Source organism: Paenibacillus sp. CH40, assembly GCF_024213605.1.
Lineage (GTDB): Bacteria > Bacillota > Bacilli > Paenibacillales > Paenibacillaceae > Paenibacillus > Paenibacillus polymyxa_B.
In genome coordinates this window covers 638174-654581 of record NZ_JANAVQ010000002.1, presented here as the reverse complement: position 1 = coordinate 654581, position 16408 = coordinate 638174, and the positions used below count along the sequence as shown (strand labels likewise).

14 protein-coding genes are annotated in these 16408 nt (G+C 46.2%); 13 read left to right on the top strand and 1 reads right to left on the bottom strand.

All coding sequences use genetic code 11. From position 1 onward, the window contains the following. The first annotated feature begins 128 nt into the window (after nucleotides 1–128). Both NLX73_RS09505 and NLX73_RS09500 read left to right on the top strand, forming a co-directional pair. Nucleotides 129–647 carry an acyl-CoA thioesterase gene (locus tag NLX73_RS09505; RefSeq protein WP_254325982.1) on the top strand — a complete coding sequence of 173 codons (519 nt, stop codon included), beginning with the start codon at nucleotides 129–131 and terminating at the stop codon, nucleotides 645–647. Further along, a complete protein-coding gene (locus tag NLX73_RS09500) occupies nucleotides 644–1042 on the top strand; it encodes an FxsA family protein (protein WP_013309596.1) in 399 nt (132 codons plus the stop codon). The genes NLX73_RS09505 and NLX73_RS09500 overlap by 4 nt, the downstream gene beginning before the upstream one ends. Before the next feature lie 28 nt (nucleotides 1043–1070). On the opposite strand, the gene ytvI is transcribed toward NLX73_RS09500, so the two are convergent. Further along, nucleotides 1071–2189, bottom strand: coding sequence for a sporulation integral membrane protein YtvI (ytvI, locus tag NLX73_RS09495; RefSeq protein ID WP_254325981.1), 1119 nt, complete (start codon nucleotides 2187–2189; stop codon nucleotides 1071–1073). 344 nt (nucleotides 2190–2533) lie between these two features. Between ytvI and citZ the strand changes: the two genes are divergently transcribed. The 11 genes from citZ (at nucleotide 2534) to polA (ending at nucleotide 16354) form a co-directional block, all read left to right on the top strand. Then, nucleotides 2534–3646 carry a citrate synthase gene (gene citZ / locus NLX73_RS09490; protein ID WP_028542893.1) on the top strand — a complete coding sequence of 371 codons (1113 nt, stop codon included), beginning with the start codon at nucleotides 2534–2536 and terminating at the stop codon, nucleotides 3644–3646. A 151-nt stretch (nucleotides 3647–3797) separates the two neighbouring features. Further along, nucleotides 3798–5093 carry an NADP-dependent isocitrate dehydrogenase gene (gene icd / locus NLX73_RS09485; protein ID WP_254325980.1) on the top strand — a complete coding sequence of 432 codons (1296 nt, stop codon included), beginning with the start codon at nucleotides 3798–3800 and terminating at the stop codon, nucleotides 5091–5093. Between the two features lie 16 nt (nucleotides 5094–5109). After that, on the top strand, nucleotides 5110–6051 hold the full coding sequence (gene mdh / locus NLX73_RS09480) for a malate dehydrogenase (RefSeq protein WP_254325979.1): 942 nt from the start codon (nucleotides 5110–5112) through the stop codon (nucleotides 6049–6051). Between the two features lie 318 nt (nucleotides 6052–6369). Then, on the top strand, nucleotides 6370–6786 hold the full coding sequence (locus NLX73_RS09475) for a hypothetical protein (protein ID WP_013370353.1): 417 nt from the start codon (nucleotides 6370–6372) through the stop codon (nucleotides 6784–6786). 216 nt (nucleotides 6787–7002) lie between these two features. After that, complete coding sequence (locus NLX73_RS09470; RefSeq protein ID WP_013309602.1) at nucleotides 7003–7872, top strand: SDR family oxidoreductase; 870 nt, start codon at nucleotides 7003–7005, stop codon at nucleotides 7870–7872. A gap of 119 nt (nucleotides 7873–7991) precedes the next feature. Then, nucleotides 7992–9794 carry a two-component system histidine kinase PnpS gene (gene pnpS / locus NLX73_RS09465; RefSeq protein WP_069291604.1) on the top strand — a complete coding sequence of 601 codons (1803 nt, stop codon included), beginning with the start codon at nucleotides 7992–7994 and terminating at the stop codon, nucleotides 9792–9794. Nucleotides 9795–9922: 128 nt separating this feature from the next. Continuing rightward, complete coding sequence (locus NLX73_RS09460) at nucleotides 9923–10654, top strand: response regulator transcription factor (protein WP_013309604.1); 732 nt, start codon at nucleotides 9923–9925, stop codon at nucleotides 10652–10654. Nucleotides 10655–10813: 159 nt separating this feature from the next. After that, complete coding sequence (locus NLX73_RS09455) at nucleotides 10814–11938, top strand: methyl-accepting chemotaxis protein (protein WP_254325978.1); 1125 nt, start codon at nucleotides 10814–10816, stop codon at nucleotides 11936–11938. A 127-nt stretch (nucleotides 11939–12065) separates the two neighbouring features. Continuing rightward, the gene (pstB, locus tag NLX73_RS09450; RefSeq protein ID WP_061828674.1) at nucleotides 12066–12824 is read left to right on the top strand and encodes a phosphate ABC transporter ATP-binding protein PstB; all 759 of its coding nucleotides are present in this window, start codon (nucleotides 12066–12068) and stop codon (nucleotides 12822–12824) included. Nucleotides 12825–12862: 38 nt separating this feature from the next. Further along, nucleotides 12863–13522 carry a phosphate signaling complex protein PhoU gene (gene phoU, locus NLX73_RS09445; RefSeq protein WP_025721993.1) on the top strand — a complete coding sequence of 220 codons (660 nt, stop codon included), beginning with the start codon at nucleotides 12863–12865 and terminating at the stop codon, nucleotides 13520–13522. 177 nt (nucleotides 13523–13699) lie between these two features. Then, nucleotides 13700–16354: a DNA polymerase I gene (gene polA, locus NLX73_RS09440; protein ID WP_254325977.1), complete on the top strand. Its 2655-nt coding sequence runs from the start codon at nucleotides 13700–13702 to the stop codon at nucleotides 16352–16354. The last annotated feature ends 54 nt before the right edge of the window (nucleotides 16355–16408 follow it).

The following is a 16408-nucleotide window of genomic DNA, read 5'->3' as shown; positions in this document are numbered from 1 at the left end:
CATTATTATATATGATTGGAGAGGGCGGACCGTTCGGTCTGCCCTCTTTTTGTTCCCGGGCTGTAAATATGGTTTAATGGAGAGAGGGCAAAATAGAGATAAAGATGCACAAAGATAGGAGAGCTTGTATGACTCAAGAGGAGAAACAAACGGAATTACGCTGGTATGGCGCACCGCTACGCGTCCGTTATCAGGAAAGCGACCAGATGGGGGTCGTATATCATGCGAATTATTTGAACTGGTTTGAGATCGGGCGCACCGAAATGATCCGACAGGCGGGTTTTAACTATCGGAGTATGGAGGAACGAGGAGTCTTGCTGCCAGTTATTGAAATCAATGCGAAATATGCGAGTCCTGCTCGATATGATGATTTAATTACCATTTATACCGCAATTACGGACTTCTCCAGATTACGTCTAAACTATATCTATGAGGTTCGACGGGTAACGGAAGATGAGCATCAAAGGTATCTGGGAAAGGTATGGACCCAGGCAGACACGCTGCCGGGAGAGCTGCTTGTCACAGGGATGACACGGCACGTATGGTTGAACACCGAATGGAAGCCTGTTCGACTGGATCAGGCGCTACCTGAGCTGTACACTGCATTAAGGCTTGCTTTTACAGGCGGGGAGGGACAGAAGTCATGATGATGCGTAAACGTCTGTGGCTGTTGCTGCTGCTCATTCCTTTGGCGGAGCTGTACGGGTTTATATGGGTAAGTCACTGGATTGGAGCGGGCAAAACGATTTTACTCATCATTCTGACGACCCTAATCGGGGCTGCCATGATGCAATTTGAAGGTCGTAAGGTGATTGCCGATGCGAAAAATGAAATGAACCGGGGACAAATGCCCGGCCGTAAAATGCTGGATGGATTATGTGTTTTTTTCGGTGGGAGTTTGCTGCTTATCCCTGGATTTTTAACAGATATTATTGGTTTTACGTTGGTGTTTCCTTTAACACGAGCGTTGTACCGACGCTTTTTATTGAAGTGGCTGGAGAAAAAAATGAAGAACGGCAGTATTACGTTTCGGCGGTTTTGACGTGAGCTGCCGTTTTCCTATCCGTGATCTAGCGGACTCTTCCAGCGAGAATATAGTTGCGCAAGTCCTGAATGACATTTGCGCGATTCAGTGCATCAACGACAATGAGTGATACAGGTCCGATAATTAGTCCTAAAACGCCAAACAGCTTGAGCCCGATGAACATACCGATGAGGGTGGGAAGCGGGTTCAAGCCCACGCTGCTGGCCAGCACCTTAGGCTCCACGATCTGTCGTCCAATCAACAGGATGATATAAAGGATCGACAATCCTACCCCTAATGCCAAATTACCAGACATATACGCATACAGTATCCACGGAATCATCACAATGCCAACCCCCAAATAAGGTAGCAAGTCCACCAGCCCGATCATCAAACCGATGGTAAAGGCGGATTCCACACGCAATATGAACAGCCCAACAATGACCGTTAATGCCGTAATGGAGATGATAATGAACTGTGCACGCAAATAGCCGTACAGTGCTTTACGCAAATCGTGCCATATATCCGACAATGGCTTGCGAATCGTATCAGGAATCGTGTTTGAGAGCATCCGACTATGTCGGTCCCAATCCTTACTAATAAAAAAGGCTGCTAATACAATAACCATTAGAACTGCTCCCATATTAGGCAGAGAGGTCAGCAAGTTCAAAACTCCATTAAAAAATTGAGCGACTAGCGTAGTGACAGCCGAACTGACAGTTTGAGTGGTCTTATCAATATTACTGTTAATGGTATGTTGGTAATCCGGATTATCCCGGATAAAATGGTTAATTTCAATAATTACATTTTGAATCAAATCACTCTGTGTCCAATCGATAAACAGGCTTTTAAAACGCTCAATATGTCCGTCAAAAGTCATGGCCAACTTTATAACTTCTCGGACCATGCGGGTGATTGCTGCAGATAGGATAATTGCAATTCCACCTAAATATACAAATAATGAGACCGTGACAGCCGTCCAACGTGGCATACAGGCTTTGCTACGCAGAAAACTAACCAGTGGATTCATGGCATAAGCCACAAGCCAGGCGAATAGGAAAGGATAGACGAGAGGGAAAAGCACATATATGCCCAGTAACAGAGCTACAATCACGATTGCCACCCATAGAGCACGAAATATGCGATTCAGGATTAACCGGCTCAAGCTTTCACGGCTCCTTTCTTTTACGATAGTTTTTCATAAAATAAATGCTCTACTATACATATGCGGGAAAGGGGGAAGACAAGACCTGTGTAAAAAAGTGCAAATGAATCAATTTTTTTGTAAGGGGTTTCAAAAATTTATTTATGGAAGCGATAAAACATTTGAATGTGTTGGAATAGCCCTCAATGTTCACATAAACGACAAAATCCAGTATAGTGAAAGAAGGTTTAAATATTGACATATGGCGTTAACATTACTCAGCTATTTAAAAGACATATCTTACTTTTGAAAATGTTTACATTGCAAGTCCGTTCACAATGTTTTTACAAAGGAGAGATGTAACGATGACAGCGACTAAAGGTCTGGAAGGGATCGTAGCGACCACTTCCTCCATAAGCTCTATCGTAGATGGCGTTCTCACGTACCGGGGTTATAACATTGATGATTTGGCTGTTAACGCCGATTTTGAAGAGGTAGCTTATTTGTTGTGGTTTGGAAAATTACCTGATAAAGAGCAATTGCAGGAGCTTCGCAACCAGTTAAGCGAATACGCTGCTATTCCGGATGAAATTGTTACTCAATTAAAGTTATACCCGAAAAATTTGAGTACAATGGCTGCCTTGAGGTCAGCCGTATCGTCTCTCGCTTTGTATGACCCAGAGGCGGATGATATGTCGAGAGAGTCTAATGTGACCAAAACTGTCAAGCTTCAGGCGCAATTGCCTACCATTGTGGCAGCTATAGCACGTATACGCGAGGGCTTGGAGCCGATTGCGCCTAAAAAAGGTATTTCCATTGCTGAAAACTTTTTGTATCAGCTGACTGGCAAGGACCCGGAGGAGACGGCTATTAAAGCGTTCAATCAGGCTCTCGTGTTGCACGCCGATCATGAATTAAATGCTTCTACCTTTGCTGCGCGTGTAACGGTAGCCACATTGTCGGATATTTATTCCGGAATCACGTCTGCAATTGGAGCTTTAAAAGGACCACTGCATGGTGGGGCCAATGAGGCTGTGGCCAAAACGCTGGAGGAGATTGGTGGCTTGGATCAGGTGGACTCCTATATTCAGGCGAAACTGGATAACCGCGAAAAAATTATGGGCTTTGGACACCGAGTCTATAAAAACGGTGATCCGCGTGCCAAGCATTTGCACAAAATGTCCCGCGAACTGGGGGAAATGAACGGCGACACAACGTTGTTTGATATGTCAGTTCGAATTGAAGGAATTGTAACAGGGCAAAAAGGCTTGAAGCCCAATGTGGATTTTTATTCTGCCTCTGTGTATACCCAGTTGGGTATCAAGAGAGACCTGTTTACACCTATTTTTGCTGTGAGTCGTGTATCCGGGTGGACCGCACACATTTTAGAGCAGTATGAAAATAACCGCCTGATTCGTCCTCGCGCCGAATATACAGGTCCAATGGATCAAAAATATGTATCACCAGAGTTGCGCTAACCCTTTGTTGAAGGAAGATTGAGGTTGTATACCCTGAATTTAAAAAATAAGGTACAATAGAGGGGACGACGAGAGATGTACGTTTTTGTCTGTGATAAAGATCATGTCTTTCGTCCTGTACCCATTCATATCTGAGGAGGAAAAGGAACTTATGGCGAAATTTGAAAAGTTTGAGCTCCCAACTGAAGGCGAAAAGATTACGATTGATAACGGTCAACTACGGGTTCCGAACCATCCGGTAATTCCGTTTATCGAAGGTGACGGCACGGGTCGCGATATCTGGAGAGCTTCCAAGCGCGTACTGGACGCAGCTGTAGAAAAAGCATATAACGGCAGCAAAAAGATTGCCTGGTATGAAGTATTCGCTGGTGAGAAAGCTTTCAATACATACGGCGAATGGCTCCCTAACGATACTTTGGAAGCCATCCGTGAGTATATTGTAGCCATCAAAGGTCCACTTACGACACCTATTGGCGGTGGTATCCGTTCGTTGAATGTGGCATTGCGGCAAGAACTGGATTTATACGTATGTCTGCGTCCTGTTCGATATTTTAACGGTGTTCCTTCTCCAGTGAAACGTCCTGAATTGGTAGACATGGTTATTTTCCGTGAGAACACAGAAGATATTTACGCGGGGATTGAGTATGCCGAAGGGTCCGAAGACGTGAAAAAGGTTATTCAGTTCCTCCAACAAGAGCTGGGTGTGAACAAAATTCGTTTCCCTGAAACCTCTGGTATTGGCATCAAGCCAGTTTCTTCCGAGGGTTCAAAGCGTCTGGTACGGGCAGCCATTCAGTATGCTGTTGACCACGGACGCAAGAGTGTCACGCTCGTACACAAAGGTAACATTATGAAATTTACCGAGGGCGCCTTCAAAAACTGGGGTTATGAAGTGGCTGAGGAAGAATTTGCAGATAAAGTATTTACTTGGGCCCAATATGATGTAATCAAGGAAAAAGACGGTGAGGATGCGGCAAATGCAGCTCAAAAAGCAGCTGAAGATGCAGGCAAAATCATTATTAAGGATGCGATTGCTGATATTGCACTTCAGCAAGTACTGACTCGTCCTTCTGAATTTGATGTAATTGCTACGCTCAACCTGAACGGGGACTATCTGTCCGATGCTCTTGCTGCCCAAGTTGGTGGAATTGGTATTGCGCCAGGTGCAAACATTAACTATGTAACAGGGCATGCTATCTTTGAAGCTACACATGGTACAGCTCCAAAATACGCCGACAAAGACGTAGTGAACCCTGGTTCCGTAATTCTGTCGGGCGTAATGTTGCTTGAACACTTGGGTTGGAAAGAAGCGGCTGACCTGATTTATAAAGGGCTGGAGACGTCCATTAATAAGAAGATTGTAACTTATGACTTTGCTCGTCTGATGGATGGTGCTACACAAGTGAAATGCTCCGAGTTCGCAGATACCATTATTAGTAACCTGTAAGGAAGGGGAATACCACTTGTCCATTCAACGTAAAAAAATATCCATTGTTGGCGCCGGTTTTACCGGTGCCACTACCGCATTGCTGCTGGCTCAAAAGGAGCTAGGTGATATCGTACTGATCGATATTCCGCAACTAGAGAATCCGACCAAAGGCAAGGCGCTTGATATTTTGGAGGCCGGTCCGGTACAGGGATTTGACAGCCAGATCACGGGCACTTCCAGTTACGAGGATGCAGCTAACTCGGATATCGTCATTATTACTGCCGGGATTGCACGCAAGCCGGGTATGAGCCGTGATGATTTGGTAAATACGAACGCAGGAATTGTGAAATCCGTTTGTGAGAACGTGAAGAAGTATGCGCCGGATTCTATCGTCATTATTCTGAGTAATCCGGTAGATGCTATGACCTATACTGCCTATCAAACGCTTGGGTTCCCGAAAAATCGGGTTATTGGCCAATCAGGTGTGCTGGATACAGCGCGATATTGTACCTTTATTGCACAAGAACTGAACGTTTCCGTCGAAGACGTACGCGGCTTCGTTATGGGTGGTCACGGTGATGATATGGTGCCCCTGGTACGCTATTCCAGCGTTGGAGGTATACCTATCGAAACCCTGATTTCGCAGGAACGTATCGAAGCAATCGTAGAACGGACACGCGGTGGTGGCGGTGAGATCGTCAACCTGTTGGGTAATGGTAGCGCATATTATGCACCGGCAGCTTCGCTTGCACAGATGACAGAAGCGATTGTAAAAGATAAAAAACGGATTATCCCGGTCATTGCCTATCTGGAGGGAGAGTACGGCTATCAGGATTTGTTCCTTGGCGTACCGACACTTCTTGGCGGTAATGGTATCGAAAAAGTGTTCGAGTTGGAATTGACAGCCGAAGAAAAAGCAGCGCTCGATCAATCCGCCGAATCGGTCCGCAGTGTGATTAAAATAGTTACCGTATAGATTCAATTTTCTACTAAAACGGTATACTTTTACTTGAAGAGGTGTTCCCAAGCCATAGTCATGGCCATCGGACACCTCTTTTACTTTTAAACGGAATATAAGGAATCTATTCGTTTTCTTCCTTATTCCTTTGCTTTGGTCCACTTCCCCGGTATAATAGAGTTCATATGCATGGATAGTTACATGAGGATTTTTCAAAAATCCTTACATAGAAAAGCATGTCCCAAAACACTGAAAAGATGGTAGTCATTCGTTGGAATATGATCGTTCTATGGAAAAAGAGTTTGTGAGAAAACAAAGAAATGGAGGTTATAAAGAATGTTTTTTATTCACATTATTGGATCACTGGCGATGGGTTTTTATTTATTGCTCCCCTTCGTTGTGGGCAAAATCGACAAATTGGCTCCAAGCGCGCAGGAAGGGACGATATCGGCTGTACAGCTATTAAACCGTCTGGCTCAATTTGCACTGATTCTTGTACTTATTAGCGGCATCTATATGATTTTTGTTTGGGATTCTTATTCGGTAGCATGGATCGTTGTTGTGTTGGTATTGTTTCTTGCCATTTCTGGTATTGCTGGTGCTATGGGTAAGCCATTACGCTTGTCACTGGAAGCGGTTCGTAACCAACAGCCGATTACGCAATACGCTGGTAAAATGCGGATGTTCAGCACGCTGCTGGCTGTCTTCATGATTCTAATTACGATTTTAATGGTATACAGCCATATTATTTAATTATGCATTTGGTGAGAGCCTATAATCGAATGATGATAAATGCTAAATTGAAAAAAACGGTCTGTGCTGAATAAGCATAGGCCGTTTTTTTGTGTGATCAAATAACTACATTTTTCTTTTTTCGTTTAACGAATAACTTTGTGTGGTAAATCAGGAGTAGAGTGGATGCAAATGTTGCATCCTAAAAAATATCTGATTTTGAAGGGAGAATGTACAATGCCTAAAAGTAATCAACCTCAGCAAACTTTGCCCCCACAGCATCAGGACCAGCAACCGGGGATTGAGTCCAAAATGTCGCCTGCACCTCAGTTTGAAAAACCAACTTATAAAGCCGCTGGCAAGCTAACAGGTAAAGTTGCACTTATTACTGGTGGAGACAGTGGAATTGGACGGGCTGTAGCTGTCACGTATGCCAAAGAAGGTGCGGACGTAGCTATCATCTACTTGAATGAGCATAAGGACGCGGAAGAAACAAAACGCCAGGTAGAGCAGGAGGGGCGCAAATGCGTATTGATTCCTGGCGATATCGGAGATGACCAATTTGCCAAAAAAGCGGTTCAACAGACGGTTAACGAGTTGGGCAAGCTCGACATTGTCGTGAACAATGCGGCAGAGCAACATCCACAACAAAAGCTGGAGGATATCACCAAAGAACAGTTGGAGCGCACGTTCCGTACGAATATTTTCGGTATGTTCTTCCTGACGCAAGCAGCATTGCCGCATTTGAAGAAAGGGAGCACAATCGTCAATACAACATCGATTACCGCGTACGCTGGGAACAAGACACTCATTGACTATTCATCGACCAAAGGGGCGATCACATCCTTTACTCGTTCCCTTTCACTCAATTTGGCGGATCAAGGTATTCGGGTGAACGCTGTAGCACCAGGGCCAATCTGGACGCCGTTAATCCCGTCTACCTTTGATGCCAAGACGGTCAGCGAGTTTGGAGGAGCACAGCCAATGAAGCGTCCGGGTCAGCCGGAAGAATTGGCGCCAGCCTATGTGTACCTTGCTTCTGATGATTCTTCATATGTAAGCGGGCAGGTTATTCATATCAATGGCGGTGAAGTTATAAACGGATAAGAGGACAAAGGAAAGGCTGGGGCCGTGTTATGCCCTGGCCTTTTTTCTTTTCACAGTGGAACATAATGAAGGTAGCCTGTAGAATGAGACTTAACTTACATAAAGGATGGGCATATTTTATGAAATCGTTTCGTTTCAGGCTTACCCTGATCATGCTGATTTTGATTGGCGTATCTGTCCTTGCTGCTGGAATCACGATGGGACAAATTTTTAAAAATTCGAATATGAAGGTGCTAGAGGAGAACATGGGACGGGAGATTGACCTGCTTCGCGCTACATTCCCTTTTGTGAATGCAGATGCCCTGTCCAGTACGGATTATGTCTCTTATTATTCTCAAAAGGCGAAGGAAATTGCTCGTCTGACGGAATCGCGGGTGACCTTCATTCGCAAGGACGGGACGGTGGTTGGCGATTCGTTAAGCGATCCGCGTAAGATGGAAAACCACGCATCTCGTGAAGAAATTCAGCAAGCCTCAACAGAGAGAATCGGACGCACGATTCGTTACAGCGAAACCTTGCAGCGGAACATGCTATACGTTGCAGAGCCTGTTGTATCGGACAAGGGCTTTGACGGATATATCCGTTTGTCCATGAGTCTGAAAGCGGTGGAGGAGGGGGTACGGCGCGGATGGACGGCCATCGGGATTGGACTTGTGTTGCTGTTCCTCGCTGCTGGATTGGTGAGCTATCGTATTGCCCGCAGTCTGACCTCGCCTATTGAGCATATTACAGGGGTAGCCAACCGTATTTCAGGACTGGATTATGACGCAAGGGTTGGTGTGCAGCGCCGGGACGAAGTAGGGCAACTGGGTGAAGCCATTAATCGTATGGCTGACAGTCTCCAAAACCAAATGAAAACGATACGTGACAATGAGGATCTACTCCAGAGCGTCATGAGTAATATGACAGGCGGGATTCTAATGATTGATGCAAGTGAGTGTATTGCGCTTGTAAACCGTGAGTCTGAGCGAATGCTTGGTGTCGTGGGTAAACGGGTGACAGACAAGCCGTATCATGAGCTGAAGAAGCACTATGAGCTCACAAAGCTAATTGAGGGCAGCATACAAAGCCGAGAAAGGCTGCATGGTGAGGTTCATTTGTACAATCCCGAGGAAAGACTCGTGTTGCTGGATGGTGTTCCGATGTATGAGGATGAAGGCGGATACCGGGGGATGCTGTTCCTTTTACAGGATATTACGGCCATTCGACGGTTGGAAAATATGCGGAGCGAATTTGTGGCAAACGTTTCTCATGAGCTAAAAACACCAATTGCCGCAGTCAAGGGTTTCGCCGAGACGTTACTCGGTGGCGGGGTTAAAGATGAGGAGACGGCCCGTTCATTTTTGCAAATTATATATGATGAAAGCGAACGATTGAATCGGCTGATCGGTGACATTTTGGAGCTATCCAAAATTGAATCCAAGCGTTCTCCGCTGGATTGCTCGCCAGTGCACGTTTCGTCGTTCATAGAATCATTGCTGGAAAAACTGAACAATGTAGCTGCCAAAAAAAGAATTACGCTGCACATGGATATCCCGGATGAGCTGTTTATGGAGGCAGATGAAGATAAGCTTCAGCAGATTTTCCTGAACCTTTTGTCTAATGGTATCAACTATACACTTGATGGTGGCAAGGTAAAGATTAAGGTTTTAACGATCCAGCGGGAGAATGACACGGAAAAGGTCGTATTTACAGTCAGTGATACAGGTATTGGAATTCCAAAGAAGGACCTGCCACGTATCTTTGAACGATTTTACCGGGTGGACAAAGGACGCTCGCGTAACTCTGGCGGAACGGGACTGGGATTGTCGATCGTCAAACACTTGATCGATTTGCATCATGGCACCCTTTCGGTGGAAAGTGAGCTTGGATTGGGTACCACATTTACAGTTGAATTACCGCTATTGCAACAGGAAGAATGAACTATAACCTTTTTTACATTCTGTTAACAATGCCGTGATAAAATAAACGGGTGTCGCATGAGTATGGAAAAGGTTTCAGGATTTTGACCAATGCGCCTTTAACAGGTAAACAGGAGATGAAGTTATTTATGGGACAACGCTTGCTGGTTATTGAGGATGAACCAACGCTTGCCAGATTGCTATCCTACAATTTGATACAAGAAGGCTTCGAAGTGGACACGGAGGATCATGGCAGTGCAGGGTTTGAAAAAGCCTCCAGAGAGTCCTACGATTTGATCCTGCTGGATTTGATGCTGCCGGGAATGAACGGACTGGACATTCTGAGCAGACTTCGCCATCAGGGGCTGACAACGCCTATCATTATTTTAACGGCCAAAAACGGCGAGGCCGAGGTTGTCCAAGGGCTGAAGTCGGGTGCAGATGATTACATCACGAAGCCTTTTGGCGTTTCTGAGCTGTTGGCCCGTGTAACGGCTGTGCTGCGAAGAACTTCCGGCGGGGATGAAGGAGTGCTGTCTGATCAGAAAGATAGCTCCAAAATTCAATTGGGCGAGCTGGAAATTTACCCTGAAAAATATGAAGTCATTCTTGGAGGTCAGTCCATTAGCCTCAGACCAAAGGAATTTGAGGTACTTCTTTATTTGTCCCGCAAGCCGGGTGTGGTATTGACTCGGGATGATCTGATGAATGCTGTTTGGGGTTTTGACTACATTGGCGGTCAACGAACCGTGGATGTGCACGTCAGTTCCTTACGTAAAAAGCTGGAGCTGGATCCCGACTCGGTTCATATCGATTCGATCCGTGGAGTGGGGTACAAGCTGGTTGTAAATAAAAAAAGAAGCGCTTCTCATTTATTATAAATGAGGAGCGTTTTTCTTTATCCAGGGAAGTGTCTGACGACTTTTGTGTCCATTTCGTGATTTTACATTTCATTAACAAAAATAGACGCTAGAATCAACAAATGACCGATATGATGTTCCCGTCACTCCAAGTAGTTAAAAAAAGGGGACTTCAGAACGATGATAACGGAACCAAAGACCCAGCCGAGTTCCACTGCCGTGATTGAACGTGAAGCATACAAGCCGATTACTACCTATGTGCCATGCCGGGAGGTTCCGATCATTGGTACGGATATGACTAGTAAAGAACTGTTAGGACTTATGAAAACACAGGAGAATATTCCTTGTGTCATTGTTGTGGATAAAAATGATCTTCCACTGGGCATTATTATGAGAGATGCGTATAATCGCCATTTTACGGGGAGATTTGCTGCGGCGTTGTTCTATGACAAGCCTGCGGCCATATTTGCTGACCACGATACATTAATTGTGGATCTGAAAAGCCGGGCATCGGACATTGTGGAACTGGCGATGTTGCGTGAAGATCAGCGTTTTTACGATTGTGTGTTGATTAAGGAAGGAACACGGTTACTCGGCGTACTCACGATTCGTGATATCCTGTCCGTCGTGCAGCGAATGCAAAGAGAAGCGGACGAAGAGCGGGGCGATGTGATTCGGCATAGCTATGACGGAGTCCAGCGTATTCAGCTGACTGTGCTGGATGCAGCTAAAGAGGCCGATGACAGTGTGCGGCTAACCCGCTCAATGAGTGAGTTATCCCGCCGTGGCAAAGTAGAACTGGAGGATGTTTTGCTCTCCTATCGTGCAGTCACGGAGCAAATGAAGCGCCAGCATGAGCAGATGACTGCGTTGACCCAATCGCTGAATGACATTGCGCGCATGGCCTCATCCATTCGTGCACTGGCAGATCATAGCGGACTGCTGGCGATCAACGCGTCCATTGAAGCGGCGCATGCTGGCGAACACGGACGAGGCTTCCAGATTGTGTCTCAGGAGGTGCGGAATATGTCACTCCAGACGAAAGCCTTTTCCACGCAGATTACAGGCTTACTCACCCATATCGAGCAAATGCTGCGTGACACCGCTGAACTGACGGATACGAGTATGCAGCAGATTCATACAGGCTCTCAATATATTTCTGCCGGAACACAAACTTTTGCCAAACTACTGCAGGCTGTCAACGAAATTGAAGCCAAAAACAGCGAAATGTCCCGTTCCGCAGAGGAAGCGGCTTTGAATGCAGCCGAAATTGCGCAGGAGCTTGAGCTCATGCTAAGTTCTTGATCATTTTACATACCGTTAACAAATCCACCACACTAAATTTACACACAGCTTATATAATCTTCATATTGTGCAAATCAGGTGCAATGCTTGAGGATCATAACTGCAACACGAAGGAGATCATAAATCCATGAATGATTCCGTAATCCGGATCGATAAGCTGAATTTATATTATGAGAAATTTCACGCGCTGAAACATATAAACCTCGATATTCCTGAAAAAACGGTAACTGCCTTCATCGGCCCGTCCGGCTGCGGCAAATCAACCCTGCTGCGTACGCTGAACCGGATGAATGACATGATACCGGGAACGCGTATTGAAGGCACTGTGAGTATCGCAGGTCAGGATATATACGGCGATACTATGGAAGTAGAAACTCTGCGTAAGCAGGTGGGAATGGTTTTTCAACAGCCTAACCCATTTCCCAAATCGATTTATGATAACGTGGCCTACGGCCCGCGTCTGCATGGAATTCGGCAAAAGGACAAGTTGGACGAATTGGTTGAGCAAAGCCTGCGGCAGGCGGCACTCTGGGAAGAGGTCAAGGATTTTCTGAAGCGTTCTGCTCTGAGTTTATCTGGTGGACAACAGCAACGGTTGTGCATTGCCCGGGCGCTTGCTGTACAGCCAGATATTTTGCTTATGGACGAGGCGACATCTGCGCTGGATCCGATCTCCACGATGAAAATTGAAGAACTGGTTCAGGAATTGCGAGACACGTATACCATTGTCATGGTGACGCATAACATGCATCAGGCAGCGCGTGTGTCCGGTCGAACTGCGTTCTTTTTGAATGGTGTTGTGGTGGAAGCGGCGGATACACAGACGATGTTTTCCACGCCGCAAGATTCACGTACGGAAGATTATATTTCAGGGCGATTTGGCTAAAGCCTACAGATGAATATGCCAGAAGGGGTGACTTCGAAATGATACGTAGAAAAGGTTTTGATGAAGGGTTAGATGAACTGAGAGCCGTACTGCGCGAAATGGGTGCACACGTTTCGAAGGCGCTCGATCAGGCCATTGAATGTTTGCAGACCAAAAATACAGAATTGGCTCAGCAGGTGGTCAAAAATGATGCATCCCTTAATACGCTGGAAGAGAATATTCTCGATATGGGTTCCAAGCTCATTATTACCCAGCAGCCGGTAGCGAAGGATTTGCGCCGGATCATTGTTGCATTTAAAATTTCCAGTGATCTGGAACGAATGGGCGATTTGGCGCTTGATATTGCCAAGGTGACACTTCGCTTGGAAGGGCAGCAGATCATTAAGCCGCTGGTGGATATTCCGCACATGGCTTCCATTGTTAAAGAAATGATAGATGATGCGATCAAATCCTATTTGGATGAAAATACAGATCTGGCCTACAAAATGGCCAAAGAGGATGATCGAGTTGATTCCATGTATAGCCACATGATCAGCGATCTGTACGCCTTTATGGTAGAAAAGCCGGCAGAGGCTTCACAAGCCATGCTGCAACTGCTTGTAGGACGATACATTGAACGAATTGGTGACCATGCTACGAATATCGGTGAAAGCACTGTATATCTCGTGACAGGGGAGAGACCAGATTTGAACCAGTAGAGCTTTCAGGTATATAGCGGTTGTTTCTGACCCAGACTTGTCTTTGAGCAAAAGGCAAATTTGGTTAGGAAGCAGCCGTTTTTTTCTGAAAAAGGAGTCTTGTATGTTAAGATAGGAAGAGGAATGCGTAAAACGTAAGAACGTTACGAATGCATTGATGAACTTGCGAGGTGCTAAATGGATAAACTCATGCTTATAGATGGCAACAGTATCATTTACCGGGCGTTTTTTGCTATGCCACCGTTAACAAATTCGAGTGGGCAGCAGACGAACGCGGTGTATGGATTTACGACGATGTTATTGCGGCTCTTGGAGGAGCACAAACCAACACATATTCTGGTTGCCTTCGATGCTGGTAAAATAACGTTTCGCCATAAAGGATACGAGGATTACAAAGGTGGACGGGAGAAAACACCGCCAGAGCTGTCCCAGCAATTTCCGTTGCTGAAAGAGCTATTGACCGCTTTCGGCATTGCTCAGTTTGAACTGGATGGCTATGAGGCGGACGATATTATAGGCACCCTCTCCAAGACAGCGGACGAAGCCGGTTTCAATGTGCTGGTCGTGACCGGGGACAAGGATATGCTTCAATTGGCTTCAGATCATGTCACAGTCGGCTTGACCCGCAAAGGGGTTACTGAGGTGGAGACGTATGGACCTGAGCAAATTCAGGAACGATATGGCCTGAAGCCGCTGCAAATTATTGACCTTAAGGGTCTGATGGGCGATACGTCGGACAATATTCCTGGTATTCCCGGCGTGGGTGAAAAAACAGCGCTCAAGCTGCTGTATCAATACGGTTCAGTTGAAGAGGTGCTGGCGCACACGAATGAGCTGAAGGGCAAAATGAAAGAACGCGTAGAGACACATGCTGACGATGCGCGAATGAGCAAAGATTTGGCGACCATTTATCGGGATGTAACGTTGGACAAGCAGCTGGAAGATGTGGCCTTTGGCGGGCTGCAAGCAGAAACGGCCGGGCCAGCTCTGGCGAAGCTAGAGTTCAAGTCCTTGCTGGAGCGTTTATCCTTTTCAGGTGAGGTTGGCAGTACTGGGGTAGACGTAGAGGAAGCCGCGGCTGACGTAACAGTGCTGGATGAGCAGCGGATTAGCGAATTGGTAGAAGTGTTGGATCATGTGGATGTGCTGCATGTTGAGACGCATGGTGATAATCCGCATCATGCTGACATCGTAGGTCTGATATTTGCCGCAACGGGGCAGCAGTATTTTATGACGCTGGATGTACTGCAAAGCGATGCAGCTACACCTATTCGCGAATGGCTTGCTGACCCTGGACGCAAAAAACGTGGTCATGATCTGCATCGTACGGATTTGGCTTTACACTGGCATGGAATTGAGTTTGCAGGGGCCGAGTTTGATGTGCAACTGGCGGGATACTTGCTGGACCCGACCGATGCAAACCAGACATTGAGCGGATTGGCAGCCAAATATGGTTTGTCTTCGATCCGTCCAGACGAAGAAGTGTTCGGTAAAGGAGCTAAATATAAAGTCCCTGATGTGGATGTACTGTCCGATCATGTGGCGCGTAAGGCAGCGGTGATTGAAGCTTTGGTGCCTGTACAGCAGGCGGAGCTGGAAAAAACGGAAATGCACAAGCTGTTTCATGAGCTGGAGATGCCGTTGTCCCGCATTTTGGCGGATATGGAGAAGCAGGGCATTTTGGTGAACGTAGAAGAACTACGCGCTTTGGGGAAAGAATTTGAAGCCCAGATTGCAACGTTGGTGGGTGAAATCTACAGCATTGCTGGAGTAGAGTTCAATCTGAATTCGCCCAAGCAGTTGGGTGAGATTTTGTTTGATAAACTGGGTTTACCTGTCATTAAAAAGACGAAAACGGGGTACTCGACTGATGCGGAGGTATTGGAAAAGCTGGCCCCCTATCATGATATTGTGCAAAATATTTTGCAGTACCGCACCATTGCCAAACTCCAATCGACGTATGTCGAAGGATTGCTGAAAGAAATTTCGGAGAAAACGGGTAAGGTGCATACGTATTTCCGGCAGACCGTTGCAGCAACTGGACGCTTGAGCAGTCAATTTCCGAATTTGCAAAACATCCCGATTCGTCTCGAAGAAGGACGCAAAATTCGCAAAGTATTTGTTCCGTCCGAACCGGGCTGGTCTATTTTGGCGGCAGACTACTCACAGATCGAGCTGCGGGTGCTGGCTGATATTTCGGATGATGAACGTTTGAAGGAGGCCTTTGTCCACGATATGGACATCCATACCAAGACCGCATCCGATGTGTTTGGGGTAGCAGCGGAAGATGTGGACTCCAATATGCGGCGTTCTGCGAAGGCAGTCAACTTTGGGATTGTCTATGGGATCAGTGATTATGGTCTGTCACAAAATTTGAATATTACGCGGAAGGAAGCGGCTCGTTTTATCGACCAGTATTTTGATGTGTTCCAAGGCGTTCGCCGTTACATGGATGATATTGTGAAGGATGCGAAGCGGGACGGCTACGTAAAAACGCTGTTGGAACGCAGACGCTATTTGCCGGAGATTAACGCCAGCAATTTCAACCTGCGTTCATTCGCTGAGCGTACAGCGATGAATACGCCGATTCAAGGTACCGCAGCCGATATTATCAAGTTGGCGATGGTACAGATGGATGAGGCCTTACGTGAACGTAAACTTCGCAGCAGAATGCTGCTCCAAGTACATGATGAGCTTGTGTTCGAGGTTCCGCCTGAGGAAATGGAAACGATGAAAGAGCTTGTCCCGGCTACCATGGAGGCCGCATTAAAGCTGGCTGTGCCGCTCAAAGCCGAAGTAAGCTATGGCAGCAATTGGTATGAGGCCAAGTAATATATTTCAATGAGTAGATAGTCCCAATTTGACGCTGCTTCCGTTATAATATAG